Source organism: Pseudomonas sp. NBRC 111124 (assembly GCF_001320245.1).
Lineage (GTDB): Bacteria > Pseudomonadota > Gammaproteobacteria > Pseudomonadales > Pseudomonadaceae > Aquipseudomonas.
Genome location: NZ_BCBA01000002.1, coordinates 81985 through 101413, shown reverse-complemented (window position 1 = coordinate 101413; position 19429 = coordinate 81985). Strand labels below are relative to the sequence as shown.

At 65.6% G+C, this 19429-nt stretch carries 17 protein-coding genes and 1 riboswitch; of the genes, 12 read left to right on the top strand and 5 right to left on the bottom strand.

The features are described 5' to 3' along the window. Positions 1 to 92 precede the first annotated feature (92 nt). Positions 93 to 1049 carry an AraC family transcriptional regulator gene (locus tag APH28_RS01420; protein ID WP_060507264.1) on the top strand — a complete coding sequence of 319 codons (957 nt, stop codon included), beginning with the start codon at positions 93 to 95 and terminating at the stop codon, positions 1047 to 1049. Positions 1050 to 1055: 6 nt separating this feature from the next. Here the strand turns inward: APH28_RS01420 and APH28_RS01415 are convergent, their stop codons facing one another. Together APH28_RS01415 and APH28_RS01410 are read right to left on the bottom strand one after the other, a co-directional pair. After that, a complete protein-coding gene (locus tag APH28_RS01415) occupies positions 1056 to 2207 on the bottom strand; it encodes an acyl-CoA dehydrogenase family protein (protein WP_060507263.1) in 1152 nt (383 codons plus the stop codon). A 16-nt stretch (positions 2208 to 2223) separates the two neighbouring features. Beyond that, positions 2224 to 3294 (bottom strand): enoyl-CoA hydratase/isomerase family protein, encoded by a 1071-nt coding sequence (locus APH28_RS01410; protein ID WP_060507262.1) that lies wholly within the window; start codon positions 3292 to 3294, stop codon positions 2224 to 2226. Between the two features lie 254 nt (positions 3295 to 3548). On the opposite strand from APH28_RS01410, the gene mdcA reads away from it, so the two are divergent. From mdcA to madM, 9 genes are all read left to right on the top strand, one after another. Beyond that, positions 3549 to 5210 (top strand): malonate decarboxylase subunit alpha, encoded by a 1662-nt coding sequence (gene mdcA / locus APH28_RS01405; RefSeq protein ID WP_060507261.1) that lies wholly within the window; start codon positions 3549 to 3551, stop codon positions 5208 to 5210. A gap of 113 nt (positions 5211 to 5323) precedes the next feature. After that, positions 5324 to 6166, top strand: a complete 843-nt coding sequence (locus APH28_RS01400; protein ID WP_256248319.1) for a triphosphoribosyl-dephospho-CoA synthase — start codon at positions 5324 to 5326, stop codon at positions 6164 to 6166. Between the two features lies 1 nt (position 6167). Beyond that, positions 6168 to 6467: a malonate decarboxylase subunit delta gene (locus tag APH28_RS01395; protein WP_060507259.1), complete on the top strand. Its 300-nt coding sequence runs from the start codon at positions 6168 to 6170 to the stop codon at positions 6465 to 6467. Continuing rightward, a complete protein-coding gene (locus APH28_RS01390) occupies positions 6460 to 7308 on the top strand; it encodes a biotin-independent malonate decarboxylase subunit beta (RefSeq protein ID WP_060507258.1) in 849 nt (282 codons plus the stop codon). The genes APH28_RS01395 and APH28_RS01390 overlap by 8 nt, the downstream gene beginning before the upstream one ends. Then, positions 7305 to 8096: a biotin-independent malonate decarboxylase subunit gamma gene (gene mdcE, locus APH28_RS01385; RefSeq protein WP_060507257.1), complete on the top strand. Its 792-nt coding sequence runs from the start codon at positions 7305 to 7307 to the stop codon at positions 8094 to 8096. The genes APH28_RS01390 and mdcE overlap by 4 nt, the downstream gene beginning before the upstream one ends. 1 nt (position 8097) lies before the next feature. Beyond that, the gene (locus tag APH28_RS01380; RefSeq protein WP_060507256.1) at positions 8098 to 8712 is read left to right on the top strand and encodes a malonate decarboxylase holo-ACP synthase; all 615 of its coding nucleotides are present in this window, start codon (positions 8098 to 8100) and stop codon (positions 8710 to 8712) included. Continuing rightward, positions 8709 to 9629, top strand: coding sequence for a malonate decarboxylase subunit epsilon (gene mdcH / locus APH28_RS01375; RefSeq protein ID WP_060507255.1), 921 nt, complete (start codon positions 8709 to 8711; stop codon positions 9627 to 9629). Before APH28_RS01380 ends, mdcH begins: the two co-directional genes overlap by 4 nt. A 60-nt stretch (positions 9630 to 9689) precedes the next feature. Next, entirely contained in the window at positions 9690 to 10112 is a 423-nt protein-coding gene (gene madL / locus APH28_RS01370; protein WP_060507254.1) for a malonate transporter subunit MadL, read from the top strand. Positions 10113 to 10114: 2 nt separating this feature from the next. After that, complete coding sequence (gene madM / locus APH28_RS01365) at positions 10115 to 10879, top strand: malonate transporter subunit MadM (protein ID WP_060507253.1); 765 nt, start codon at positions 10115 to 10117, stop codon at positions 10877 to 10879. Between the two features lie 369 nt (positions 10880 to 11248). On the opposite strand, the gene APH28_RS29380 is transcribed toward madM, so the two are convergent. The 3 genes from APH28_RS29380 to fni form a co-directional block, all read right to left on the bottom strand. Beyond that, positions 11249 to 12001, bottom strand: a complete 753-nt coding sequence (locus APH28_RS29380; protein ID WP_371263055.1) for an RHS repeat-associated core domain-containing protein — start codon at positions 11999 to 12001, stop codon at positions 11249 to 11251. Between the two features lie 126 nt (positions 12002 to 12127). Continuing rightward, the gene (locus tag APH28_RS01360) at positions 12128 to 13039 is read right to left on the bottom strand and encodes a LysR substrate-binding domain-containing protein (protein WP_060507252.1); all 912 of its coding nucleotides are present in this window, start codon (positions 13037 to 13039) and stop codon (positions 12128 to 12130) included. A 51-nt stretch (positions 13040 to 13090) separates the two neighbouring features. Beyond that, complete coding sequence (fni, locus tag APH28_RS01355; RefSeq protein ID WP_060507251.1) at positions 13091 to 14137, bottom strand: type 2 isopentenyl-diphosphate Delta-isomerase; 1047 nt, start codon at positions 14135 to 14137, stop codon at positions 13091 to 13093. Between the two features lie 152 nt (positions 14138 to 14289). Beyond that, a riboswitch (cobalamin riboswitch) is annotated at positions 14290 to 14496 on the top strand. Positions 14497 to 14595: 99 nt separating this feature from the next. On the opposite strand from fni, the gene cobW reads away from it, so the two are divergent. After that, complete coding sequence (gene cobW / locus APH28_RS01350) at positions 14596 to 15663, top strand: cobalamin biosynthesis protein CobW (RefSeq protein ID WP_060507250.1); 1068 nt, start codon at positions 14596 to 14598, stop codon at positions 15661 to 15663. A 3-nt stretch (positions 15664 to 15666) separates the two neighbouring features. Beyond that, on the top strand, positions 15667 to 19428 hold the full coding sequence (gene cobN / locus APH28_RS01345; RefSeq protein ID WP_060507249.1) for a cobaltochelatase subunit CobN: 3762 nt from the start codon (positions 15667 to 15669) through the stop codon (positions 19426 to 19428). Position 19429: the final 1 nt, after the last annotated feature.

The following is a 19429-nucleotide window of genomic DNA, read 5'->3' as shown; positions in this document are numbered from 1 at the left end:
TTGCCCAACCCCCGCCTTTTTGCTTAGCTGTGTCACTGATACACCCGTGGTCCGCTGTCCCCAGAACAATAACGATGCCGAGTGCCTTGCCTATGGAAAGCCGCCTGCTGAGCGAGCGCAGTAGCGTGTTCCATCACGCCGACCCTTATGCGGTGTCGGACTACGTCAACCAGCACGTGGGCCAGCACTGCATCGGCCTGTCGCGCACCACCCACCCGCAGTCCAGCCTCAGCCACCGCAAGTTCGCCGAACTCGACCTGTGCCGCATCAGCTACGGCGGCAGCGTGCGGGTTACTTCACCGGCGTTGGAGTCCATCTACCACCTGCAGGTCCTGCTTAACGGCAACTGCTTGTGGCGTGGGCACCAGCGTGAGCATTACCTCGTACCCGGCGAACTGCTGCTGATCAATCCAGACGACCCGGTCGACCTGACCTATTCCGAAGACTGCGAAAAATTCATCCTCAAGGTGCCGACCCGACTCCTCGATACTATTTGCGACGAGCAGCGCTGGCAGCGCCCGGATGGCGGCGTGCGCTTTCTGCGCAACCACTATCGGCTGGAAGAGCTGGAGGGTTTCGTCAACCTGCTGGCGATGGTGTGCCACGAAGCCGAGGTCAGTGATTCCCTGCCGCGGGTGCAGGGCCACTACAGCCAGATCGTCGCCAGCAAGCTGATGACCCTGATGAGCACCAATATCCGTCGAGAAAGCCTGGGCACGCCGGGTGCCAATCTGGAGCGAATCCTCGATTACATCGACCGCAACCTCAAGCTGGAGCTGCCAGCCGAGGCGCTGGCGGAGCAGGCCTGCATGAGCGTGCGTTCGCTGTACGCGCTGTTCGATCGCCAACTGGGCACCACGCCCAAGCAGTACGTGCGCCAGCGCAAGCTGGAACGGGTGCATGCGTGCCTGAGCGATGACAGCTGCGCGGTGCGCAGCGTCACCGAACTGGCCATGGATTACGGCTTCGTGCACCTCGGACGGTTTTCCGAGGTGTATCGCCAGCGTTTTGGCGAGCTGCCTTCGGAAACCTTCAGGCAGCGGCGTTGAGGGGGCTTACAACGGGTAGTGCTTGAGTTCGCGCGCGATCAGCATGCGCTGGATCTCGCTCGACCCCTCGTAGATCTGGGTGATGCGCGCATCGCGGTAGTAACGCTCGACCGGGTAATCCTCAAGATACCCATACCCACCATGCACCTGGATCGCCATCGAGCACACCCGCTCGGCCATTTCCGAAGCGAACAGCTTGGCCTGCGACGCCTCCGAAAGGCACGGTTTGCCTGCCGTGCGCAGCCGCGCGGCATGCAGGATCAGCAAGCGCGCAGCATTCACCTGCACCTGCATGTCGGCCAGCAGGTTGGCGATGCTCTGGTGCTCGTTGATCGGCTTGCCGAATTGAATGCGGTCACGCGAGTACACCAGCGCCGCCTCGAACGCGGCACGGGCGATACCCATTGCCTGGGCGGCGATGCCGATACGCCCGCCTTCGAGGTTGGACAGGGCGATGGCCAGCCCCTTGCCGCGCTCACCGAGAATATTGGCCGCCGGGATGCGGCAGTTGTCGAAGGTCACCGCGCAGGTATCGGAGGCGCGAATGCCCATTTTGTGCTCGCTGCGGTCGACCTTGAAGCCTGGGTTGTCGGTGGACACCAGGAACGCTGAAAGGCCTTTCTTGCCCAGCTCCGGGTCGGTGACGGCAAAGACGATGGCGAGGCCTGCGCGGCGGGCGTTGCTGACGAACTGCTTGGACCCGTTGATCACCCACTCGCCATTGACCAGCTCGGCGCGGGTGCGCAGGTTGTGCGCTTCGGAGCCGGCCTGTGGCTCGGTCAGGCAGAAGCAACCGATCACCTCGCCCGTGGCCAAGCGCGGCAGCCAGGTCTGTTGCTGTTCTGGCGTGCCGTAGGCGAGCAAGGGCCCACAACCGACCGAGTTGTGGATGCTCATCATCGCGCCGGTGGCGCCGCAGCCAGCGGCGATTTCCTCGACCGCCAGGGCGTAGGCCACGTAGTCGGTGTAGCTGCCGCCGAAGTCCTCGGGCACGACCATGCCGAGCAGGCCGAGCTCACCCATCTTGCGCACCACGCCATCGTCGATCCAGCCGGCCTTTTCCCAGGCCTGGGCATGTGGCGCGATCTCGCCGCGGGCGAAGTCCCGGGCCATGTCGCGGATCATGATCTGTTCTTCGCTCAGTTCCAGGTCTTGCATCTGTGTACTCCCGGGCTCACAGGCCTTCGAAGAATTGGTCGACCCGCTGGCGCGACAGCCCGGCCAGGGTCGGCGGGTTCCAGCGCGGCTGCTTGTCCTTGTCGATGATCAGGGCGCGCACGCCCTCGATGATGTCGCCGTACTGGAACCACTGGCGGTCGATGTGCAACTCCATGGCGAAGCAGTCTTCCAGCGCCAGGCGGCGGCCGCGTCGCAGCATCTCCAGGGTAACCGCCATGGCCAGCGGCGAGCGGCTTTCCAGCAGGTCGGCGGTCGCCAATGCCCATTGGTGGCTGTCGTCGATGCTCACCGCACGCAGCTGCTCGATGATTGCCGCGAGGTCGGGCTGGGCGAAGAAGTGGTCGATGACCGGGCGCAGCTTCTCCAGCGGCGCGTCATCCAGCACCTGGCTGCCGAGCCTGGCCAGCAGGTTCTGCAAGTCCTTGAGCGGGTGGTCGCCGAAGCGCAGGGTATTGAGGCCTTCATCCAGGTCGGCAAGCCTGTCGCTGGTCAGGTACCAGTCAGCCAGCCCGCAATACAGGGCGTCGGCGGCTTGGATCTGGGTGCCACTGACACCGAGGTAGGTGCCCAGCTCGCCGGGAATACGCGACAGGAAGTAGCTGCCGCCGACGTCCGGGAAGTAGCCGATGCCAACCTCGGGCATGCCCAGGCGGCTGCGCTCGGTGACGATGCGCAGGTCGCAGCCCTGGGCCAGGCCCATGCCGCCACCGAGGGTGAAGCCGTCCATCAGCACCAGCACCGGCTTGCGGTAGTGGTGGATAGCCAGGTCGAGGGCGTATTCCTCTACGAAGAAATCTTCGTGCAGGGTTTCGCCCGCCTTGTAGCTGTCGTGCAGCGAGCGGATATCACCGCCGGCGCAGAAGCCCTTGGGGCCTTCGCCACGCAGCACCACGGCTTGCACCTGCGGGTCTTCGGCCCATTGGTCGAAGTGCTGGCGCAGGCTGCGCACCATGTCCAGGGTCAGGGCGTTGAGGCCGGCAGGGCGGTTGAGGGTAAGGTAGCCAATCTGGTTACGGACCTCGGCCAGTACATGAGCCGTTGCCGAGGTATGAGCGTGCGCGGTCATCGCGTTCTCCCTGCTTTGTTATTGATTTTCCAAGTGAAGTCTGGAGTGCACTGGAGGATCAGTGGATCCTGGCATGCGAAATTATCTTGCACAATGGACAAATCTGCAGGGGGGCCGTGCGTTTTTGCCTTGAAACCTGCCGAATCCCAATTTTCATTAATCTGACCGTAACGATTAGCGCCCCAGCTTGATTGATCCCTCAAACCCGCTCGCCCTAATGTGCCCCCACGACAGCGAACCCGTGGAGTCACCCAATGACCATAACGAAGAATCCACCGCCGCAATGGTCCAGGCGCCGCGCCGAGAAGCAGCGCCGCCTGGACCGCGTCCGGCACTTGGCCGACGGTGTGGTGCTGCCTACCGAGCGCATCGTCGAAGCCTTGGAACTGCTGATCGCCCCCGGTGACCGCGTGGTGCTCGAAGGCAACAACCAGAAGCAGGCCGACTTTCTCTCGCGTTCGCTGGCCAAGGCCGATCCCGAGCGCCTGCACGACCTGCACATGATCATGCCCAGTGTCAGCCGTGCCGAGCACCTGGACCTGTTCGAACGCGGCATCGCCCGCAAGCTCGACTTCTCCTTCGCCGGCCCGCAGAGCCTGCGCATTGGCCAGCTGCTGGAAGACGGCCTGCTCGAAGTCGGTGCCATCCACACCTATATCGAGCTGTACTCGCGGCTACTGGTCGACCTGATCCCCAATGTCACTTTGGTCGCCGGCTTCATGGCCGACCGCGAGGGCAACCTGTACACCGGCCCCAGCACCGAAGACACCCCGGCGCTGGTCGAGCCTGCCGCCTTCAGTGACGGCCTGGTGATTGCCCAAGTCAACCAGCTGGTGGACCGCGTCGACGACCTGCCGCGGGTGGACATTCCGGCGTCTTGGGTCGACTTCGTGGTGGTCGCCGACCAGCCGTTTTACATCGAGCCGCTGTTCACCCGTGACCCTCGCCACATCAAGCCGGTGCACGTGCTGATGGCGATGATGGCGATCCGCGGCATCTACGAGAAACACCAGGTGCAGTCGCTGAACCACGGCATCGGCTTCAACACTGCCGCCATCGAGCTGATTCTGCCGACCTACGGTGAGTCGCTGGGCCTCAAAGGCAAGATCTGCCGCAACTGGACGCTGAACCCGCACCCGACCCTGATCCCGGCTATCGAGACCGGTTGGGTCGAAAGCGTGCACTGCTTCGGCACCGAGCTGGGCATGGAGGACTACATCGCCCAGCGCCCGGACGTGTTCTTTACCGGCCGCGATGGCTCGCTGCGCTCCAACCGCATGATGTGCCAGCTGGCCGGGCAGTACGCAGTCGACCTGTTCATCGGCGCCACCTTGCAGGTCGATGGCGACGGCCATTCCTCGACCGTTACCCGTGGCCGCCTGGCGGGCTTCGGCGGCGCGCCGAACATGGGCCACGACCCCCGCGGCCGGCGCCATGCGACTCCGGCCTGGCTCGACATGACCGTGCCCGAGACGATGCTCGAACGCGGCCGCAAGCTGGTGGTGCAGATGGTCGAGACCTATCAGGAAGGTGGTAAACCCACCTTCGTCGAAACCCTCGACGCCGTGGAAGTGGCAAAGAAAGCCGGCATGTCCCTGGCGCCAGTGATGATCTACGGCGATGACGTCACCCACCTGCTCACCGAGGAAGGCATCGCCTACCTGTACAAGGCGCGCAGCCTGGAAGAACGCCAGCAGATGATCGCCGCCGTGGCTGGTGTCACCGCCATCGGCCTGCGCCACGACCCCAAGGCTACCTTGCGCCTGCGCCAGCAAGGCCTGATCGCCTTGCCCGAAGACCTTGGCATCCGCCGCACCGACGCCAGCCGCGAGCTGCTCGCCGCGCGCAGCATCGCCGACCTGGTCGAGTGGTCCGGCGGCCTCTACAACCCGCCCGCACGGTTCAGGAGCTGGTGATGACTGTGCATGACTTGAAACCGCGCCAGCTTCTTCGCGAGCACGCTCGCTCCCACAGGTACTGTGCCGTACCTGAAACCAGCGCGATCCCTGTGGGAGCGGGCGTGCCCGCGATGAGGCCCGACCTGCAAACCGATATCTCCCAGGCCGACCAACTGGCCGATCTGGCCGTCGAGGCCCTCATCGATGAAGCCGACCTGTCCCCCAAACCCGGCCTGGTCGACCGCCGCAGCAGTGGCGCCCACACCGACATGACCCTGGCCCTGATGCACGCCTCGGCACTGGCCCTGTGGCCTTGCCTGCGGCAGATGGCCGAAGTCGCCCAGGCCCATGGCGAGGTCGGGCAGCCGCTGCGCGCCGAGCTGGGCCGTATTGGCCGTGAAGGCGAACAGGCCATGCTCGCCACCACGGGGGGTATCAACACGCACCGCGGCGCGATCTGGGCCCTCGGCCTGTTGGTAGCCGCACAAGCCCTTGATGTTGATGCCAAGCCCTTGGCGGTGGCCGCACGGGCCGGGCGTATTGCGCTGATCGATGATCCCGCAGCCCCTGTCCAGCAAAGCCACGGCGCCCAGGTCCGCCACCGCTATGGCGCCAGCGGTGCCCGCGAACAGGCCCAGCAAGGCTTCCCTGCCGTGCTCGAACACGGCCTGCCACAACTGCGCCGCAGCCGCGCCGTTGGCGCCAGCGAACGCCACGCCCGGCTCGATGCCTTGCTGGCGATCATGGCCGCGCTCAGCGACACCTGTGTGCTCTGGCGTGCCGGCCCGCAAGGCCTGCAAGCCCTGCAAGCGGGCGCCCGCGCGGTGCTCGATGCCGGTGGCAGCGCCAGCCTCGACGGCCGCCGCCTGCTACGCCAGCTGGACGCGCAACTGCTGCACCTGAACGCCTCACCGGGCGGCGCTGCCGATCTGTTGGCCGCCTGCCTGTTCCTCGACAAAGCCGGGAGCCTGTGAAATGGAAACCCTGAACTTTCAATTTCCCGCCGCCGAGCCTGGCCGTGGCCGCACCTTGGTCGGCTGCGTCAGCTCCGGCGACCTGGAAGTGCTGATCGAGCCCGGCAACGCCGGCCGCCTGGAGATCCAGGTGGTCACGTCGGTCAATGGCAGCAGCGCGCGCTGGAGCCAGCTGTTTCAGCGCTTGTTCGACGGCCGCTCGCTGCCGGCCGTGAAGATTGACATCCACGACTTCGGTGCAACCCCAGGGGTGGTGCGCCTGCGCCTGGAACAAGGTTTCGAGGAAATTGCCCATGACTGACATCGCCCGCCTGCTGCAAAGCCGCAGCTTCGTCGAACTCGGCGCCCGCCAGCGTGCCCGCGCCTTGCTCGATGCTGGCAGCTTCCGTGAACTGCTGGGCCCGTTCGACCGCCTGATGTCGCCGTGGCTGCCGCGCCAGGGCATCGTGCCCCAGGCTGACGATGGTGTGGTCATCGCCAAGGGCCTGCTCGCTGGCCGTCCTGCCGTGATCGCCGCCATCGAAGGCGCGTTCCAGGGCGGCAGCATGGGCGAGGTGGGCGGCGCCAAGATTGCCGGCGCCCTGGAGCTGGCCATTGAGGACAACCGCAACGGCATCCCCACCTGCGCTGTGCTGCTGCTGGAGACCGGCGGCGTGCGCCTGCAAGAGGCCAACCTCGGCCTGGCAGCCATTGCCGAGATCCAGGCGGCGATCGTCGAGTTGCGCATTCACCAACCGGTGATCGGCCTGATCGCAGGTTCGGTCGGCTGCTTCGGTGGCATGTCCATCGCCGCCGGCCTGTGCAGCCACGTGCTGGTCACCCGCGAAGCGCGCTTGGGCCTCAATGGCCCGCAAGTGATCGAGCAGGAGGCCGGTATCGCCGAGTACGACGCCAAGGACCGTCCGTTCATCTGGAGCCTGACCGGTGGCGAACAACGCCATGCCAGCGGCCTGGTGGACGCCTATGCGGCCGATGACGTCGACGACATCCGCCAGCAGCTGCTGCAACTGCTGGACAGGCCATCAGCCAACCGCGCCTCCCGCCACGCCTGGTACCTGGAACGCCTGGCCAGCCTGGGCGCCGACTGCCCACAACTGGACGCCGCTGCCGTGCGTGCCCTCTACCAAGGAGAAGCCCAATGAACCGTGCGCTGAACTGGCTGCCGGGCCTGGCTGGTGGCGAACCGCTGGCAGGCTATCCCGCCTCGTTGCGGGTGGTCGATGGCGAACTGGACAACCGCCTGGCGCGCTTCATTGCCGTGGTGCCGGACGCGCACAACCCGTTCCCACGGGCGCGAGAAGGCGAAGTCGGCTTGCTTGAAGGCTGGGGCCTGGCCAAGGCGGTGAGCGAAGCGGTCGAGCTGGACCGCGGTGGCGAGAAACGCGCCATTGTTGCCGTCATTGATGTGCCGAGTCAGGCCTATGGCCGCCGCGAGGAGGCGCTGGGTATCCACCAGGCACTGGCTGGCGCCGTGCAGGCTTACGCTCAGGCGCGCCTGGCCGGGCACCCGGTGATTGGCTTGCTGGTCGGCAAGGCCATGTCTGGCGCCTTCCTGGCCCACGGCTACCAGGCGCAGCGGCTGATCGCGCTGGATGACAGCGGGGTGATGGTGCATGCCATGAGCAAGGCGGCGGCCGCGCGCATTACCCTGCGCAGCGTCGAACAGCTGGAGGCGCTGGCCGCCGAGGTGCCGCCGATGGCCTATGACCTCGCCAGCTATGCCTCACTGGGCTTGCTCTGGCGGCGCCTGCAGGTGGGAAGCGCCGATGCACCCAGTGCCAGCGACATCGCGCAGGTGCGTGCCTGTCTGGCCGAGGCGGTACGCGACATCGGCCACTCGACTGACCTTGAATCGCGGCTGGAGGGTGAACACCGTAGTGCCTCCCGCGACGTGCGCGCTCGCCTGCGCAGCCAGTGGCAGGAGGCCTGACATGAACCTGCCGCAGCCACATGATCTGCTCTGGGGCATGCCCCAGGCCGACCTGCCTGCCGATGCGCCAGCCTGGGCTGTTCACGCCTTGGCGGCTGGGCAGCCGGTAGTGGTGCGGCGTGCCGCCTGCGCCAGCGGCTGGATAGCGGTGGGCGTGCGGGGGCAAGGGCGGGAACAGCGCCTGGGTGTGCTGATGCGCTTACGTGATATCCAGCGGCAAATGAGCCCAGAGACACTGCGCTGGGCGGGGCAGAGCCCCTGGCCAGCCTTGCAGGCACTGGCCTCGGTAACACCCGTGCTCGAGGCACGCGGGCTGGCCTGGGGGCCGACGGGAGGTGTGGGTTACCAGTTGGCCACCGGCTGCAACGTCGTGCATGGCGCCAGTGACCTCGATTTGTTGGTGCGCACGCCACAATTCATGACCCGGGCAACGGCACGTGAACTGCTGGACATTCTCGAGTGCGGCCCGTGCCGCATCGATGTGCAGCTGGAGACGCCGGCGGGTGCGGTAGCGCTGCGCGAGTGGGCTGGCGTGGCGAGCCGGGTGTTGCTGAAGTCGGCCCAGGGCGCACGCCTTGTCGCTGATCCGTGGAATGCGCTGGAGCATGCAGCGTGAGCAGCCTGTTCGCCTTCCCGGGCCAGGGCGCGCAGCAAGCCGGCATGCTGCAGTGCCTGCCTGAGGGCGCTTCGCTGCTATTGGAAGAGGCCAGTGACGCGTTGGGCGAGCCGGTAATGGGCCTCGACAGTGTGCAGGCCTTGCAGTCGACCCGCGCCGTGCAGCTCTGCCTGCTGCTGGCCGGGGTGGCCTGGGCGCGTTGGTTGCTGCAGCGCAGTCCGGCGCCGGAATACGTAGCCGGTCTGTCTATCGGCGCTTATCCCGCCGCCGTGACGGCCGGGGCACTGCGGTTCGCCGATGCGGTCCGCCTGGTGGCGCTGCGTGGCGAGCTGATGCAGCGGGCCTACCCGCAGGGCTACGGCATGACCGCCCTCAGCGGCCTCGACCTGAGCACTGTCGAACGCTTGCTGGCCGACGTGGGCGGTGAGGTGTACCTGGCCAACCTCAACAGCGACAACCAGATCGTCATCGCCGGCAGCGACACGGCCATGGCCGAGGTCGCCGCCAGGGCGCGCAGCCGCGGCCAGGGCGTCGCCCGGCGCCTGGCGGTGAGCGTGCCGTCCCACTGCACATTGCTCGACGGCCCGGCCGCCGAACTGGCAACGGCCTTTGCCAGCGTCGAGCTACGTCGCCCGCGCATCACCTACCTGAGCGGCAGCAGTGCGCGGTCGATTTTCGACCCACAACGCCTGCGCGATGACCTGGCCGGCAACATGGCCCGGCTGGTCGACTGGCGTGCTACGTTGCGCAACGCCTATGAACGCGGCGTGCGCCTGCATGTGGAAATGCCGCCGGGCAGCGTACTCAGCGGCCTGGCCCGCCCGGTGTTCGAACAGGGCAGGGTGGTGGCCCTCGAAGCCACCCGCTGGGACACCGTCGACGCGCTGTTGCGCCAGGAGGTGGCCAACAACCGATGACGGCGCTGCAACTCGAAGAACAACAACAAGCAACTTCGACTAAAGCTGAGGACAACAACAATGATCATCTATGGTGTGGCTCTGCTGGCGGTGTGCACGCTGGCTGGCGTTATCGTCGGCGACTTCCTGGGCGTGCTGCTGGGCGTCAAATCCAATGTGGGCGGGGTCGGCATCGCCATGATCCTGCTGATCTGTGCACGCCTTTACATGCACCGCAATGGCGGCATGAGCAAGGAATGCGAGTTCGGCGTCGGCTTCTGGGGCGCCCTGTACATCCCGGTGGTGGTGGCCATGGCCGCCCAACAGAACGTGGTCACCGCCCTGCACGGCGGGCCGGTGGCGCTGCTGGCGGCGATTGGTGCGGTGCTGGTGTGCGGGCTGACCATTGCCGTGATCAGTCGCAGCCATCGCGGCGAACCCTTGCCGGCGCCTGATGGGCCTGAAGTCGCCACTGCGCAGGCTGCCCCTGCAGGAGGGCGCTGATCATGTGGCCGATCATTGACAATGCCCTTGAACACAACGGCCTGATCACCGCCTTCGCGGTGGTTGGCGGGATCATGTGGTTGTCGGTGCTGTTGTCGAAGTACCTGACCTTTGGGCGGGTGCACGGCTCGGCCATCGCCATCGTCATCGGCCTGGTGCTGGCCTGGGTTGGCGGTACCGTCACCGGTGGGCAGAAGGGCCTGGCGGACATGGCGCTGTTCTCCGGCATCGGCCTGATGGGCGGGGCCATGCTGCGCGACTTCGCCATCGTCGCCACGGCCTTCGAGGTGCAAGCGACCGAGGCACGCAAGGCCGGGCTGATTGGTGCGCTGTCGCTGCTGCTGGGCACGGTGCTGCCGTTTATCGTCGGCTGCGCGGTGGCCTATGCCTTTGGTTACCGGGATGCGGTGAGCATGACCACCATCGGCGCCGGGGCGGTGACTTATATCGTCGGGCCGGTGACCGGGGCAGCCTTGGGGGCAAGCTCGGATGTGGTGGCGCTGTCGATTGCCACCGGGTTGATCAAGGCGATCCTGGTGATGGTGTTCACGCCGGTTTCGGCGCGGTTGCTGGCATTGGACAACCCACGCTCGGCGATGGTGTTTGGTGGGTTGGCGGGGACTGTGTCGGGGGTGACTGCCGGGTTGGCGGCTACTGATCGGCGCTTGGTGCCTTATGGTGCGCTGACTGCCACCTTCCATACCGGACTTGGGTGCTTGATGGGTCCTTCAGTGCTGTATTTCTGTGTCAGGGGATTGGTTGGCTAGTGGCGCGTCCACCCTGTGGGAGCCGCGCTTGCCGGCGATGGGCCGCAAAGCGGCCCCGCGATTTCAAGGTTGTTGCATAAATTGCCGGGGCCGCTTCGCGCCCCATCGCCGGCAAGCGCGGCTCCCACAAGTACAGCGCATGCCTGGAAGTGGGTGACTCAAGGCGTTTTCATCATGCCCAGTTCGGCATCATCGAGCAGCGCCTCGGCCAGGGCGCTGAGGTAGTGCGAGGCCCAGAGCAGCTGAGGTTTGTCTTCCATGTACGAGGAAGGGGCTAAATCTGATTTTTCAGCGGCTAGGCGTAACAGCATGTAACGAGTGAGGTTAGGCGATTAGCGGGGATTGGTAGGATTAGGGAGAGAGGCCGGTTCACGGCCCCGGATCACGTATGTTCCTGATTTCCAGTGAGTTGATCCTGCGAGGTAGCTCTTCGACCAATTGCTCAAGCTGTGCCAACGGAGACCGGTTATCCGGGGAGGGCGAGCGCGACAGGCTGTGAGTTGCTCTGTTCGAAGGACTGCTCGGAGGACTGGTCGAAACGCTGCTGCGATCCAGTTCCGGGTAATAGGAAGAGCCGCTATCCGAGTTACTGCTGCTCAGGTCGGAGTCACTTCGGTTCTGTTCGGTAAACGATGGCTGACGTCGGACTGGGCTTCTGGATGGCTCGCGGCTGGAGAGCGAGCTGTCTGAGGTCACTGATCGTCGATCAGGGCTAGGGGTGGGACTTCGACTGTTGCCGCCATGTTTACTCGCCTTGTGCAAGTCAAGCAGACCAAGACTGCGCGGGAGGTGGGCTCTACTCTGGCGTCCACGGCTCGCAGCCCTCCCAATAGTCATGTTTGTGAACATGTGCCCGGTCGGGTCTTTATGGTTGACGGGGTCGTCTGCGCAATAGGCATAAGTGTTGATGCCGCCTACGCCGAACGGGCTGTAGCTGTCGGGTGATTGGAAGCGCATCAGGACTGCACTGTAAAGCCGATAACCGCTACCCAGCGCATAGCAGCTTCCCCATGGCTCCTTGCGTTCACCGTTGAAGCCCAGGAGCGAAGAGCATTCATCAGTGAGTACAGAGAAGCCGTAACATGCATAGGTGCGTGCGGTGGGTGCATCAAGGTTGCACAACTGATGCAGACGATTAGGTGAGCGCTGCAAGATTATCTACCTCCGTGATGCATGCTCGATATGAGACTGGATCATGGCTGTATGCACCGGGCGCCGCCACTGGCAGAACTGACAGGTTGCGCGGCGTCAGGCTTCGCGGCTGTACATCCTGCATTCAGCCAACAAGGCCAACAAATTCGGCTCCCGCTCCCGGGCCTTCAAAAACACTACCCCGATATGCTGCTGCAACCGATAGCGCGCCTGCAGCGCAATCAGCTTCACGCGGTTCTCGTACACCGCTGCGATCCGACCTGGCAGCAGGGCAAACCCCACCCCCGAACTGACCATGCTCAGCAGCGTGAAGATGTCGTTCACCTGCATCGCCACCTTCGGCTCGAACCCGGCCTGCTGGAACACCCGTGCGCCATCGCGGTGGGTGGCAAAGCCCTGGGTCAGGGTGATGAACGTGGAGTCGGCGAGGTCCGCCAGGTCCACTTCCTGCTGCTCGGCGAACGGTGAATCGGTGGGCACGGCGAGGAAGATGTCGTCGGAGAACAGCGGCAGTTGCTCGCAGGCGGGGTCCGCCACGCTTTCGTCCAGCGACACCAGGATCGCTTCCAGTTCGTGGTTCTTCAGGCGTTGCAGCAGGTCGACGTTCGAGCCCAGGGTGAGGTCGATATTCAGCTCGCTGCGCCGCAGCTTCAGGCCCATCACCAACTTTGGCACGGTTTTCACGGTCAGCGAATACAGCGCGCCGAGGCGGAAGCGTTCGGCATAGAAGCCGGCGGCCTCGCGGGTCTGGCGCACCATCTGCTCGGCGTCCTGGATCAGCTGGCGGGCTTTCTTCTCCAGCACGTAGGCGCTTTCCAGCGGGATCAGCTGGCGGCCTTCATGCTTGAACAACGGGCAGCGCAGGGCGCTTTCCAGGGAGTGGATGGCCCGGTGCACGCTGACCGCGCTGGTAGACAGCTCGGCGGCGGCGCGGCCGAGGTTGCCGCTGCGCATGAAGGCGAGGAAGGTCTCGAGCTTTTTCAGGGTCAGTTCTTCGTCGATCAGCATGCAAAAGGGCCAGCGTGAAGGGAGTCGCTGATCATGCCACAGCCGCAGACTTCATGGCGGCGTCAGGTTGCTAGGCAGCAAGCGCGCCCGGCGCAGTTGCGCAAGATTGCGCGAGCCGGTGCAGAAGCAGGCAATGCACAGCTGGCGCAGCAGAATATCGAAATGTTCCACCACGGCCTCGGTGGAGGTCATTGCCGCACTCAATACATTGGCAGCCTGGCCTACCAGGTCGGCACCGAGGCGAATGGCTTTGGCGGCATCGACGCCGTTGGCCACACCGCCGGAGGCGATCAGGCCGATTTCCGGCACGGCACGGTGCACCGCCAGCAGGCACTGTGCGGTCGGGATGCCCCAGTCGGTAAACGCCAGGGCGACTTCGCGTTCGGCGGCGCTGCCGGCGCGCTCGGCTTCCACGGCTGCCCAGCTGGTACCGCCAGCGCCGGCCACGTCGATCATGGCCACGCCGGCGTCGCACAGCAGGCGCGCCACGCGAGGTGAAATGCCAGCGCCGACTTCCTTGACGATCACTGGCACTGGCAACTGGGTGGCCAGGGTTTCGATGCGTTTCAGCACGCCGCGCCAGTCACGGTCACCTTCTGGCTGTACGGCTTCCTGCAGGGGGTTCAGGTGGATGATCAGGGCATTGGCCTGCAGGGTGTCGACGGCGCGGCGTGCCAGGTCCAGTCCGTCCGTCTCGCGCAGCTGGGCGGCGCCGAGGTTTGCCAGTAGCGGCACATCCGGTGCCAGGCGGCGCAGCTCGCCGGTCAGGCCCTGGTCCTGGCCGCTGCGCAGGCTGACCCGCTGCGAGCCTACGCCCATGGCGATGCCCAGCGCCTGAGCAGCTTCGGCGAGGTGTTGGTTGATGAAGCGGGCGCGGTCGGCGCCACCGGTCATGGAGCTGATCAGCAGGGGGGCACGTAGTGCGTGGCCGAACAGTTTGGTGGCCAGGTTGACGTCGTTCAGGGCCATTTCCGGCAATGCGCAATGTTCGAAGCGCAGTGCTGACCAGCCAGGGTCCACGGTATGGGTGGGGGTGCTGGCGGTCAGCACGATATCCAGGTGATCGTCCTTGCGTTGGCTTAGCGGGTTTTTCTTCATGCCGGCTCCATGTTGGGGGCAGCAGTTGTGTGGCGCTTGTGTTGTACAGATAAGCTGAAATATCAGGCAGCAAGGCATGCTGCGGGTTCATTTGGAGGGCGCTGCAAGGTTATCGGCGGACACCTGCCGGTTGACCACCCGCCACCCCCCGCGTAGCCTTGCCACTTCGAGGTTCTTCGGCCATGCCGAAGCTAAGACGGGAACGCGGTACAAGCCGCGGCTGCCCCCGCAACTGTAGGCACCGACAACGGATCGACACAGCCACTGCGCCCACGCGCGGGAAGGCGTCATCCCGCCAGACTCTTTATTGGGCTGGAACGGTGCAAGCCAGGAGACCTGCCTCGAGACGATTTCGACTTTCAACCGGGCGGGGTGATCCGGTGGCGAACGAGCCCGGCCGGCCTGGCCTGCGGCTTTCGTCCCGTGTGCCCGCGCCAACCTGCCAAGGGCAACGCGACATGAAAACACTGGCCAAGCTCCCCGTCACCATCGTTACCGGCTTCCTCGGCTCGGGCAAGACCACCTTGCTCCGCCACATGCTCGACAACGCCCAGGGCCGTCGTATCGCGGTCATCGTCAACGAATTCGGCGAGCTTGGCATTGACGGCGAAATCCTCAAGCAATGCAGCATCGGCTGCACCGAGGAAGAAGCCAGCGGCCGCGTCTATGAACTGGCCAACGGCTGCCTGTGCTGCACCGTGCAGGAAGAGTTCTTCCCGGTGATGCGTGAACTGGTGGCACGCCGTGGCGACCTCGACCACATCCTCATCGAAACCAGCGGCCTGGCACTGCCCAAGCCCCTGGTGCAAGCCTTCCAGTGGCCGGAAATTCGCAACGCCTGCACCGTCGACGCGGTCATCACCGTGGTCGACAGCCCGGCCGTGGCCGCCGGCACCTTCGCCGCCTACCCGGAACAGGTCGACGCGCAACGCAAGCTCGACCCTAACCTGGACCACGAATCGCCGCTGCACGAACTGTTCGCCGACCAGCTGGCCAGCGCCGACCTGGTGGTGCTGAACAAGGCCGACCTGATCGATGCCGAAGGCCTGGCCAAGGTGCGTGCCGAAGTGGCCGAGGAGCTGCCGCCTGCGGTCAAGGTGATCGAAGCCAGCAGCGGCCGGCTCCCGCTGGAAGTGCTGTTGGGCGTGGGCGCGCAGGCCGAGGCGCACATCGATGGCCGCCGCACCCATCACGACTCGCACCATGACGGCGACGATCATGACGATCACGACCACGACGCCTTCGACTCGATTTCCATCGACCTGCCCGAAGCCGACGAAAGCCTGCTGCTCGATGCCCTGACCCAGCTGGTGGTGGAGTTCGGCATCTTGCGCGCCAAAGGTTTCGCGGCCATCCCTGGCAAACCGATGCGCCTGCTGGTGCAGGGCGTGGGTACCCGTTTCGACAAGCACTTCGACCGCGCCTGGCGCGCCGATGAGCCACGCATCACCCGCCTGGTGCTGATTGGCCAGGACCTCGATGCCGTGCACCTGGAAGCGCGCTTGCGCCAGGCCCTGGGCGCCTGACCCATGCACCTGCTGCGGACCCAGCCCGGCGGTTTCGTGCCGGATGACAGCATCGCCGACCTCGGCCAGACACCCGCCGAGCTGGTGATTCTCTGCAGCGGCGATTCACACCTGGCATTGCTCGCCGAAACCGCCGAGCAACTGCCGGACGACTTCCCCAGCCTGCGCCTGGCCAACCCGATGCAGGTGCAGAATCATGCTTCGGTCGACCTGTACGTCGACGAGGTGCTGCGCCATGCCAAGGTGATCCTGGTGTCGCTGCACGGCGGCGTCGGCTACTGGCGCTACGGCGTCGAGCAGCTGGTCGAACTGGCCGCACGCGGCGTTCAGTTGATCCTGGTGCCCGGCGATGATCGCCCGGACCCGGAGCTGACCGGCCTGGGTACAGTCGTCGGCGAGCCGGCCGAGCGCCTCTGGCACTACCTGCGCCAGGGCGGCAAGAGCAATGCCGTCAACCTGTTCAAATGCCTGGCCAACCAGTGGCTGGGGTGCGATTACAGTTGGGATGAACCGCAGCCGCTGCCGCGCACTTCGGTGTATCACCCAGGCAAACCCGGCGCGCAGCTGGAAGATTGGTTCAGTCAGTGGAACACCCAGTACCCGGTGGCCCCATTGCTGTTCTATCGCTCGCACCTGCAGGCCGCCAACACTGCATTCATCGACGTGTTCTGCGAGCGCTTGCAGGCGGCCGGCCTGAACCCGCTGCCCATCGCGGTGGCCAGCCTCAAGGAAAGTGCCTGCCTGGAGCAGGTCGAGGCCTGGCTGGACGAGGTGGGCGCCGAGGTGCTGATCAACACCACAGGTTTTGCCCTGTCCAGCCCGGAACGCCCCAATCTGCGGCCGTTCCGTCGTGATATACCGGTGCTGCAGGCCATCTGCGCGCAAGACAACCAACCCGGTTGGGAAGCCAGCGAGCAGGGCCTCGGGGTCCGCGACCTGGCCATGCACATCGCCTTGCCGGAACTGGACGGGCGCATCATCACCCGCCCGGTGAGCTTCAAGGACATGGCCTGGCGCAGCGAGCGCAGCCAGTCTGACGTGGTTTGTTACCGCGCTCACCCCGAACGCATGGACTTCGTTGCCGAACTGGCGCGGCGTTGGGTCGAGCTGGCGCGCCTGCCCAATGGGCAGAAGCGTGTGGCGCTGGTGCTGGCCAACTACCCGACCCGCGATGGCCGCATCGGCAATGGCGTCGGCCTGGACACCCCGGCTGCCGCCCTGAACATTCTCAAGGCGCTGCAGGGCGAGGGCTATCCGCTCGCGGAGCTGCCCGATAGTGGCACGCAGTTGATTCATCAGTTGCTCGGCGGGGTCACCAATGACCTCGAGCACCTCGACCAGCGCCCCTGCGCCCAGAGCCTGAGCCTGGCGGACTACCAGGCAGCGTTCGAACGCCTGCCCGAGGCCAACCGCCAGGCCGTGCTGGAACGCTGGGGGCCGCCCGAGCAGGACCCGATGTACCGCAGTGGGCGGCTGATGGTGGCCGGCCTGCGCTTTGGCCTGACGTTCGTCGGTATCCAGCCGGCGCGCGGCTATCAGGTCGACCCCAGCGCCGTGTACCACGACCCGGACCTGGTACCGCCCCATGGTTACCTGGCGTTTCACTTCTGGCTGCGCCATGCCTTTGCCGCTGATGCCGTCATCCATGTCGGCAAGCACGGCAATCTGGAGTGGCTGCCTGGCAAGGGCGTTGGCCTGTCCGCACAGTGCTGGCCGGACGCGTTGCTCGGCCCGCTGCCGAACATTTATCCGTTCATCGTCAACGACCCGGGCGAAGGGGCCCAGGCCAAGCGCCGGACCCAGGCGGTGATCATCGATCACCTGATGCCACCGCTGACCCGCGCCGAAACCTATGGCCCTCTGCGCCACCTTGAACAGTTGGCGGACGAGTTCTACGAAGCCCAGCTGCTCGACCCACGCCGCGCGCGCGAGCTGCAGCGCGACATTCTCGAGCTGGTCAAGGCCAACCACATCGACCGTGAGTTGCAGCTGGAAGGCCAGCTGGACGATGCAGCGGTCTGGCTGCCGCGCCTGGACACTTACCTGTGCGACCTCAAGGAATCGCAAATTCGCGACGGCCTGCATGTGTTCGGCGAATCGCCGCAGGCCCGCCTGCGCATCGATACCTTGCTGGCCTTGCTGCGCGTCGAGCGTGGCGATGGCCGCGGTGGCAACGCCAGCCTGTTGCGCACGCTGGCCAAGGCACTGGCGCTGGGCTTCGACCCTCTCGATTGCGACCTCGGCGAGGCCTGGTCTGGCCCGCGTCCGGCGCTGCTGCAGGCCGAGGACGAGGCCGCGTGGCGAACCTGTGGCGATACCCGAGAGCGCCTCGAGTTGCTGGCGCTGCGCATCATCGAGCAGGCCCTGGAGGGGCATGTGCAACTGCCTGAGCAGCCCGAATGGCTGCCGGTGCACGACGTGATTAACACCCTGCGCGAGCAGGTTGCGCCGGACCTGGACGCCTGCGGCGCTGCAGAACTCAATGGCCTGCTTGCTGCGCTGGCCGGGCGTTTCGTGCCGGCCGGCCCCAGCGGTGCTCCTAGCCGTGGGCGCCTGGATGTATTGCCCACCGGGCGCAACTTCTACACCGTGGACGTACGCAACCTGCCGACCACCACGGCTTGGCGCCTGGGGTTCGCCTCAGCCAACCTTATCCTTGAACGGCACCTGCAGGACCATGGCGACCACTTGCGTCAGCTGGGCCTGTCGGTATGGGGCACGGCGACCATGCGCACCGGTGGCGACGACATCGCCCAGGCCATGGCGCTGATGGGCGTGCGCCCGGTGTGGGCCACCGGCAGCCAGCGCGTCGACGACTTCGAGATATTGCCGCTGAGCCTGCTGGATCGCCCAAGGGTGGACGTGACGCTGCGGGTTTCGGGCTTCTTCCGTGATGCTTTTGGCAACCTGATCCGCCTGTTTGACGCCGCGGTGCAGGCCGTGGCGGCACTGGACGAGCCGGACGACCTCAACCCCCTGGCCGCCCGGGTGCGCAACGAACGCGCCAGCCTGCAGGCACAAGGGGTGGAGGCCGAACAGGCAGCGCGCCAGGCCGGCTGGCGGGTGTTCGGGGCCAAACCGGGCGCCTACGGGGCCGGCGTGCAGAACGCCATTGATGGTCGCCTGTGGCACAGCCGCGACGATCTCGCCGAGGTGTACCTCAACCATGGCGGCTACGCCTACGGTGCCAGCGATGAAGGCACCCCGGCGCGCGCCCAGTTCGCCCAACGCCTGGGCCAGGTGCAGGCGGTGCTGCAGAACCAGGACAACCACGAGCACGACCTGCTCGATTCCAACGATTACTATCAGTTCCAGGGTGGCATGCTGGCGGCGTCGGAGACGTTGTCCGGCGGGGCAGTGGCCAGTTACCACGGTGACCACAGCCAGGTTGACCGGCCGCGGATCCGTACCTTGAAGGAAGAGCTCAATCGCGTAATCCGTGCCCGTGCGTTGAACCCGAAGTGGATCGACGGTGCCAAGCGCCATGGCTACAAGGGCGCGTTCGAGCTGGCCGCGACCGTCGACAACCTGTTCGCCTTCGATGCCACGACGCACCTGATCGATGACCATCATTACCAGTCGCTGGCCGATGCCTACGTGCTCGACCCGGCGACCCGCGACTTCATGCGCGAGCACAACCCCGAAGCCCTGCGCGACCTCACCGAGCGTTTGCTGGAAGCCCAGCAGCGTGGGCTCTGGGAAGCCCCAGGTGACTACCGTGAGGCGCTCGAGGAACAGCTGCTCGACGGCGAGGAACAGGCCTGAA

Coding starts and splice junctions, on each gene's coding strand:
- APH28_RS01390 (WP_060507258.1), top strand. CDS start 6,460: ATGACTGACATCGCCCGCCTGCTGCAAAGCCGCAGCTTCGTCGAACTC.
- madM (WP_060507253.1), top strand. CDS start 10,115: ATGTGGCCGATCATTGACAATGCCCTTGAACACAACGGCCTGATCACC.
- cobW (WP_060507250.1), top strand. CDS start 14,596: ATGAAAACACTGGCCAAGCTCCCCGTCACCATCGTTACCGGCTTCCTC.
- APH28_RS01395 (WP_060507259.1), top strand. CDS start 6,168: ATGGAAACCCTGAACTTTCAATTTCCCGCCGCCGAGCCTGGCCGTGGC.
- APH28_RS01415 (WP_060507263.1), bottom strand. CDS start 2,207: ATGCAAGACCTGGAACTGAGCGAAGAACAGATCATGATCCGCGACATG.
- mdcE (WP_060507257.1), top strand. CDS start 7,305: ATGAACCGTGCGCTGAACTGGCTGCCGGGCCTGGCTGGTGGCGAACCG.
- APH28_RS01400 (WP_256248319.1), top strand. CDS start 5,324: ATGAGGCCCGACCTGCAAACCGATATCTCCCAGGCCGACCAACTGGCC.
- APH28_RS01420 (WP_060507264.1), top strand. CDS start 93: ATGGAAAGCCGCCTGCTGAGCGAGCGCAGTAGCGTGTTCCATCACGCC.
- madL (WP_060507254.1), top strand. CDS start 9,690: ATGATCATCTATGGTGTGGCTCTGCTGGCGGTGTGCACGCTGGCTGGC.
- APH28_RS01410 (WP_060507262.1), bottom strand. CDS start 3,294: ATGACCGCGCACGCTCATACCTCGGCAACGGCTCATGTACTGGCCGAG.
- fni (WP_060507251.1), bottom strand. CDS start 14,137: ATGAAGAAAAACCCGCTAAGCCAACGCAAGGACGATCACCTGGATATC.
- APH28_RS01360 (WP_060507252.1), bottom strand. CDS start 13,039: ATGCTGATCGACGAAGAACTGACCCTGAAAAAGCTCGAGACCTTCCTC.
- cobN (WP_060507249.1), top strand. CDS start 15,667: ATGCACCTGCTGCGGACCCAGCCCGGCGGTTTCGTGCCGGATGACAGC.
- mdcA (WP_060507261.1), top strand. CDS start 3,549: ATGACCATAACGAAGAATCCACCGCCGCAATGGTCCAGGCGCCGCGCC.
- APH28_RS01380 (WP_060507256.1), top strand. CDS start 8,098: ATGAACCTGCCGCAGCCACATGATCTGCTCTGGGGCATGCCCCAGGCC.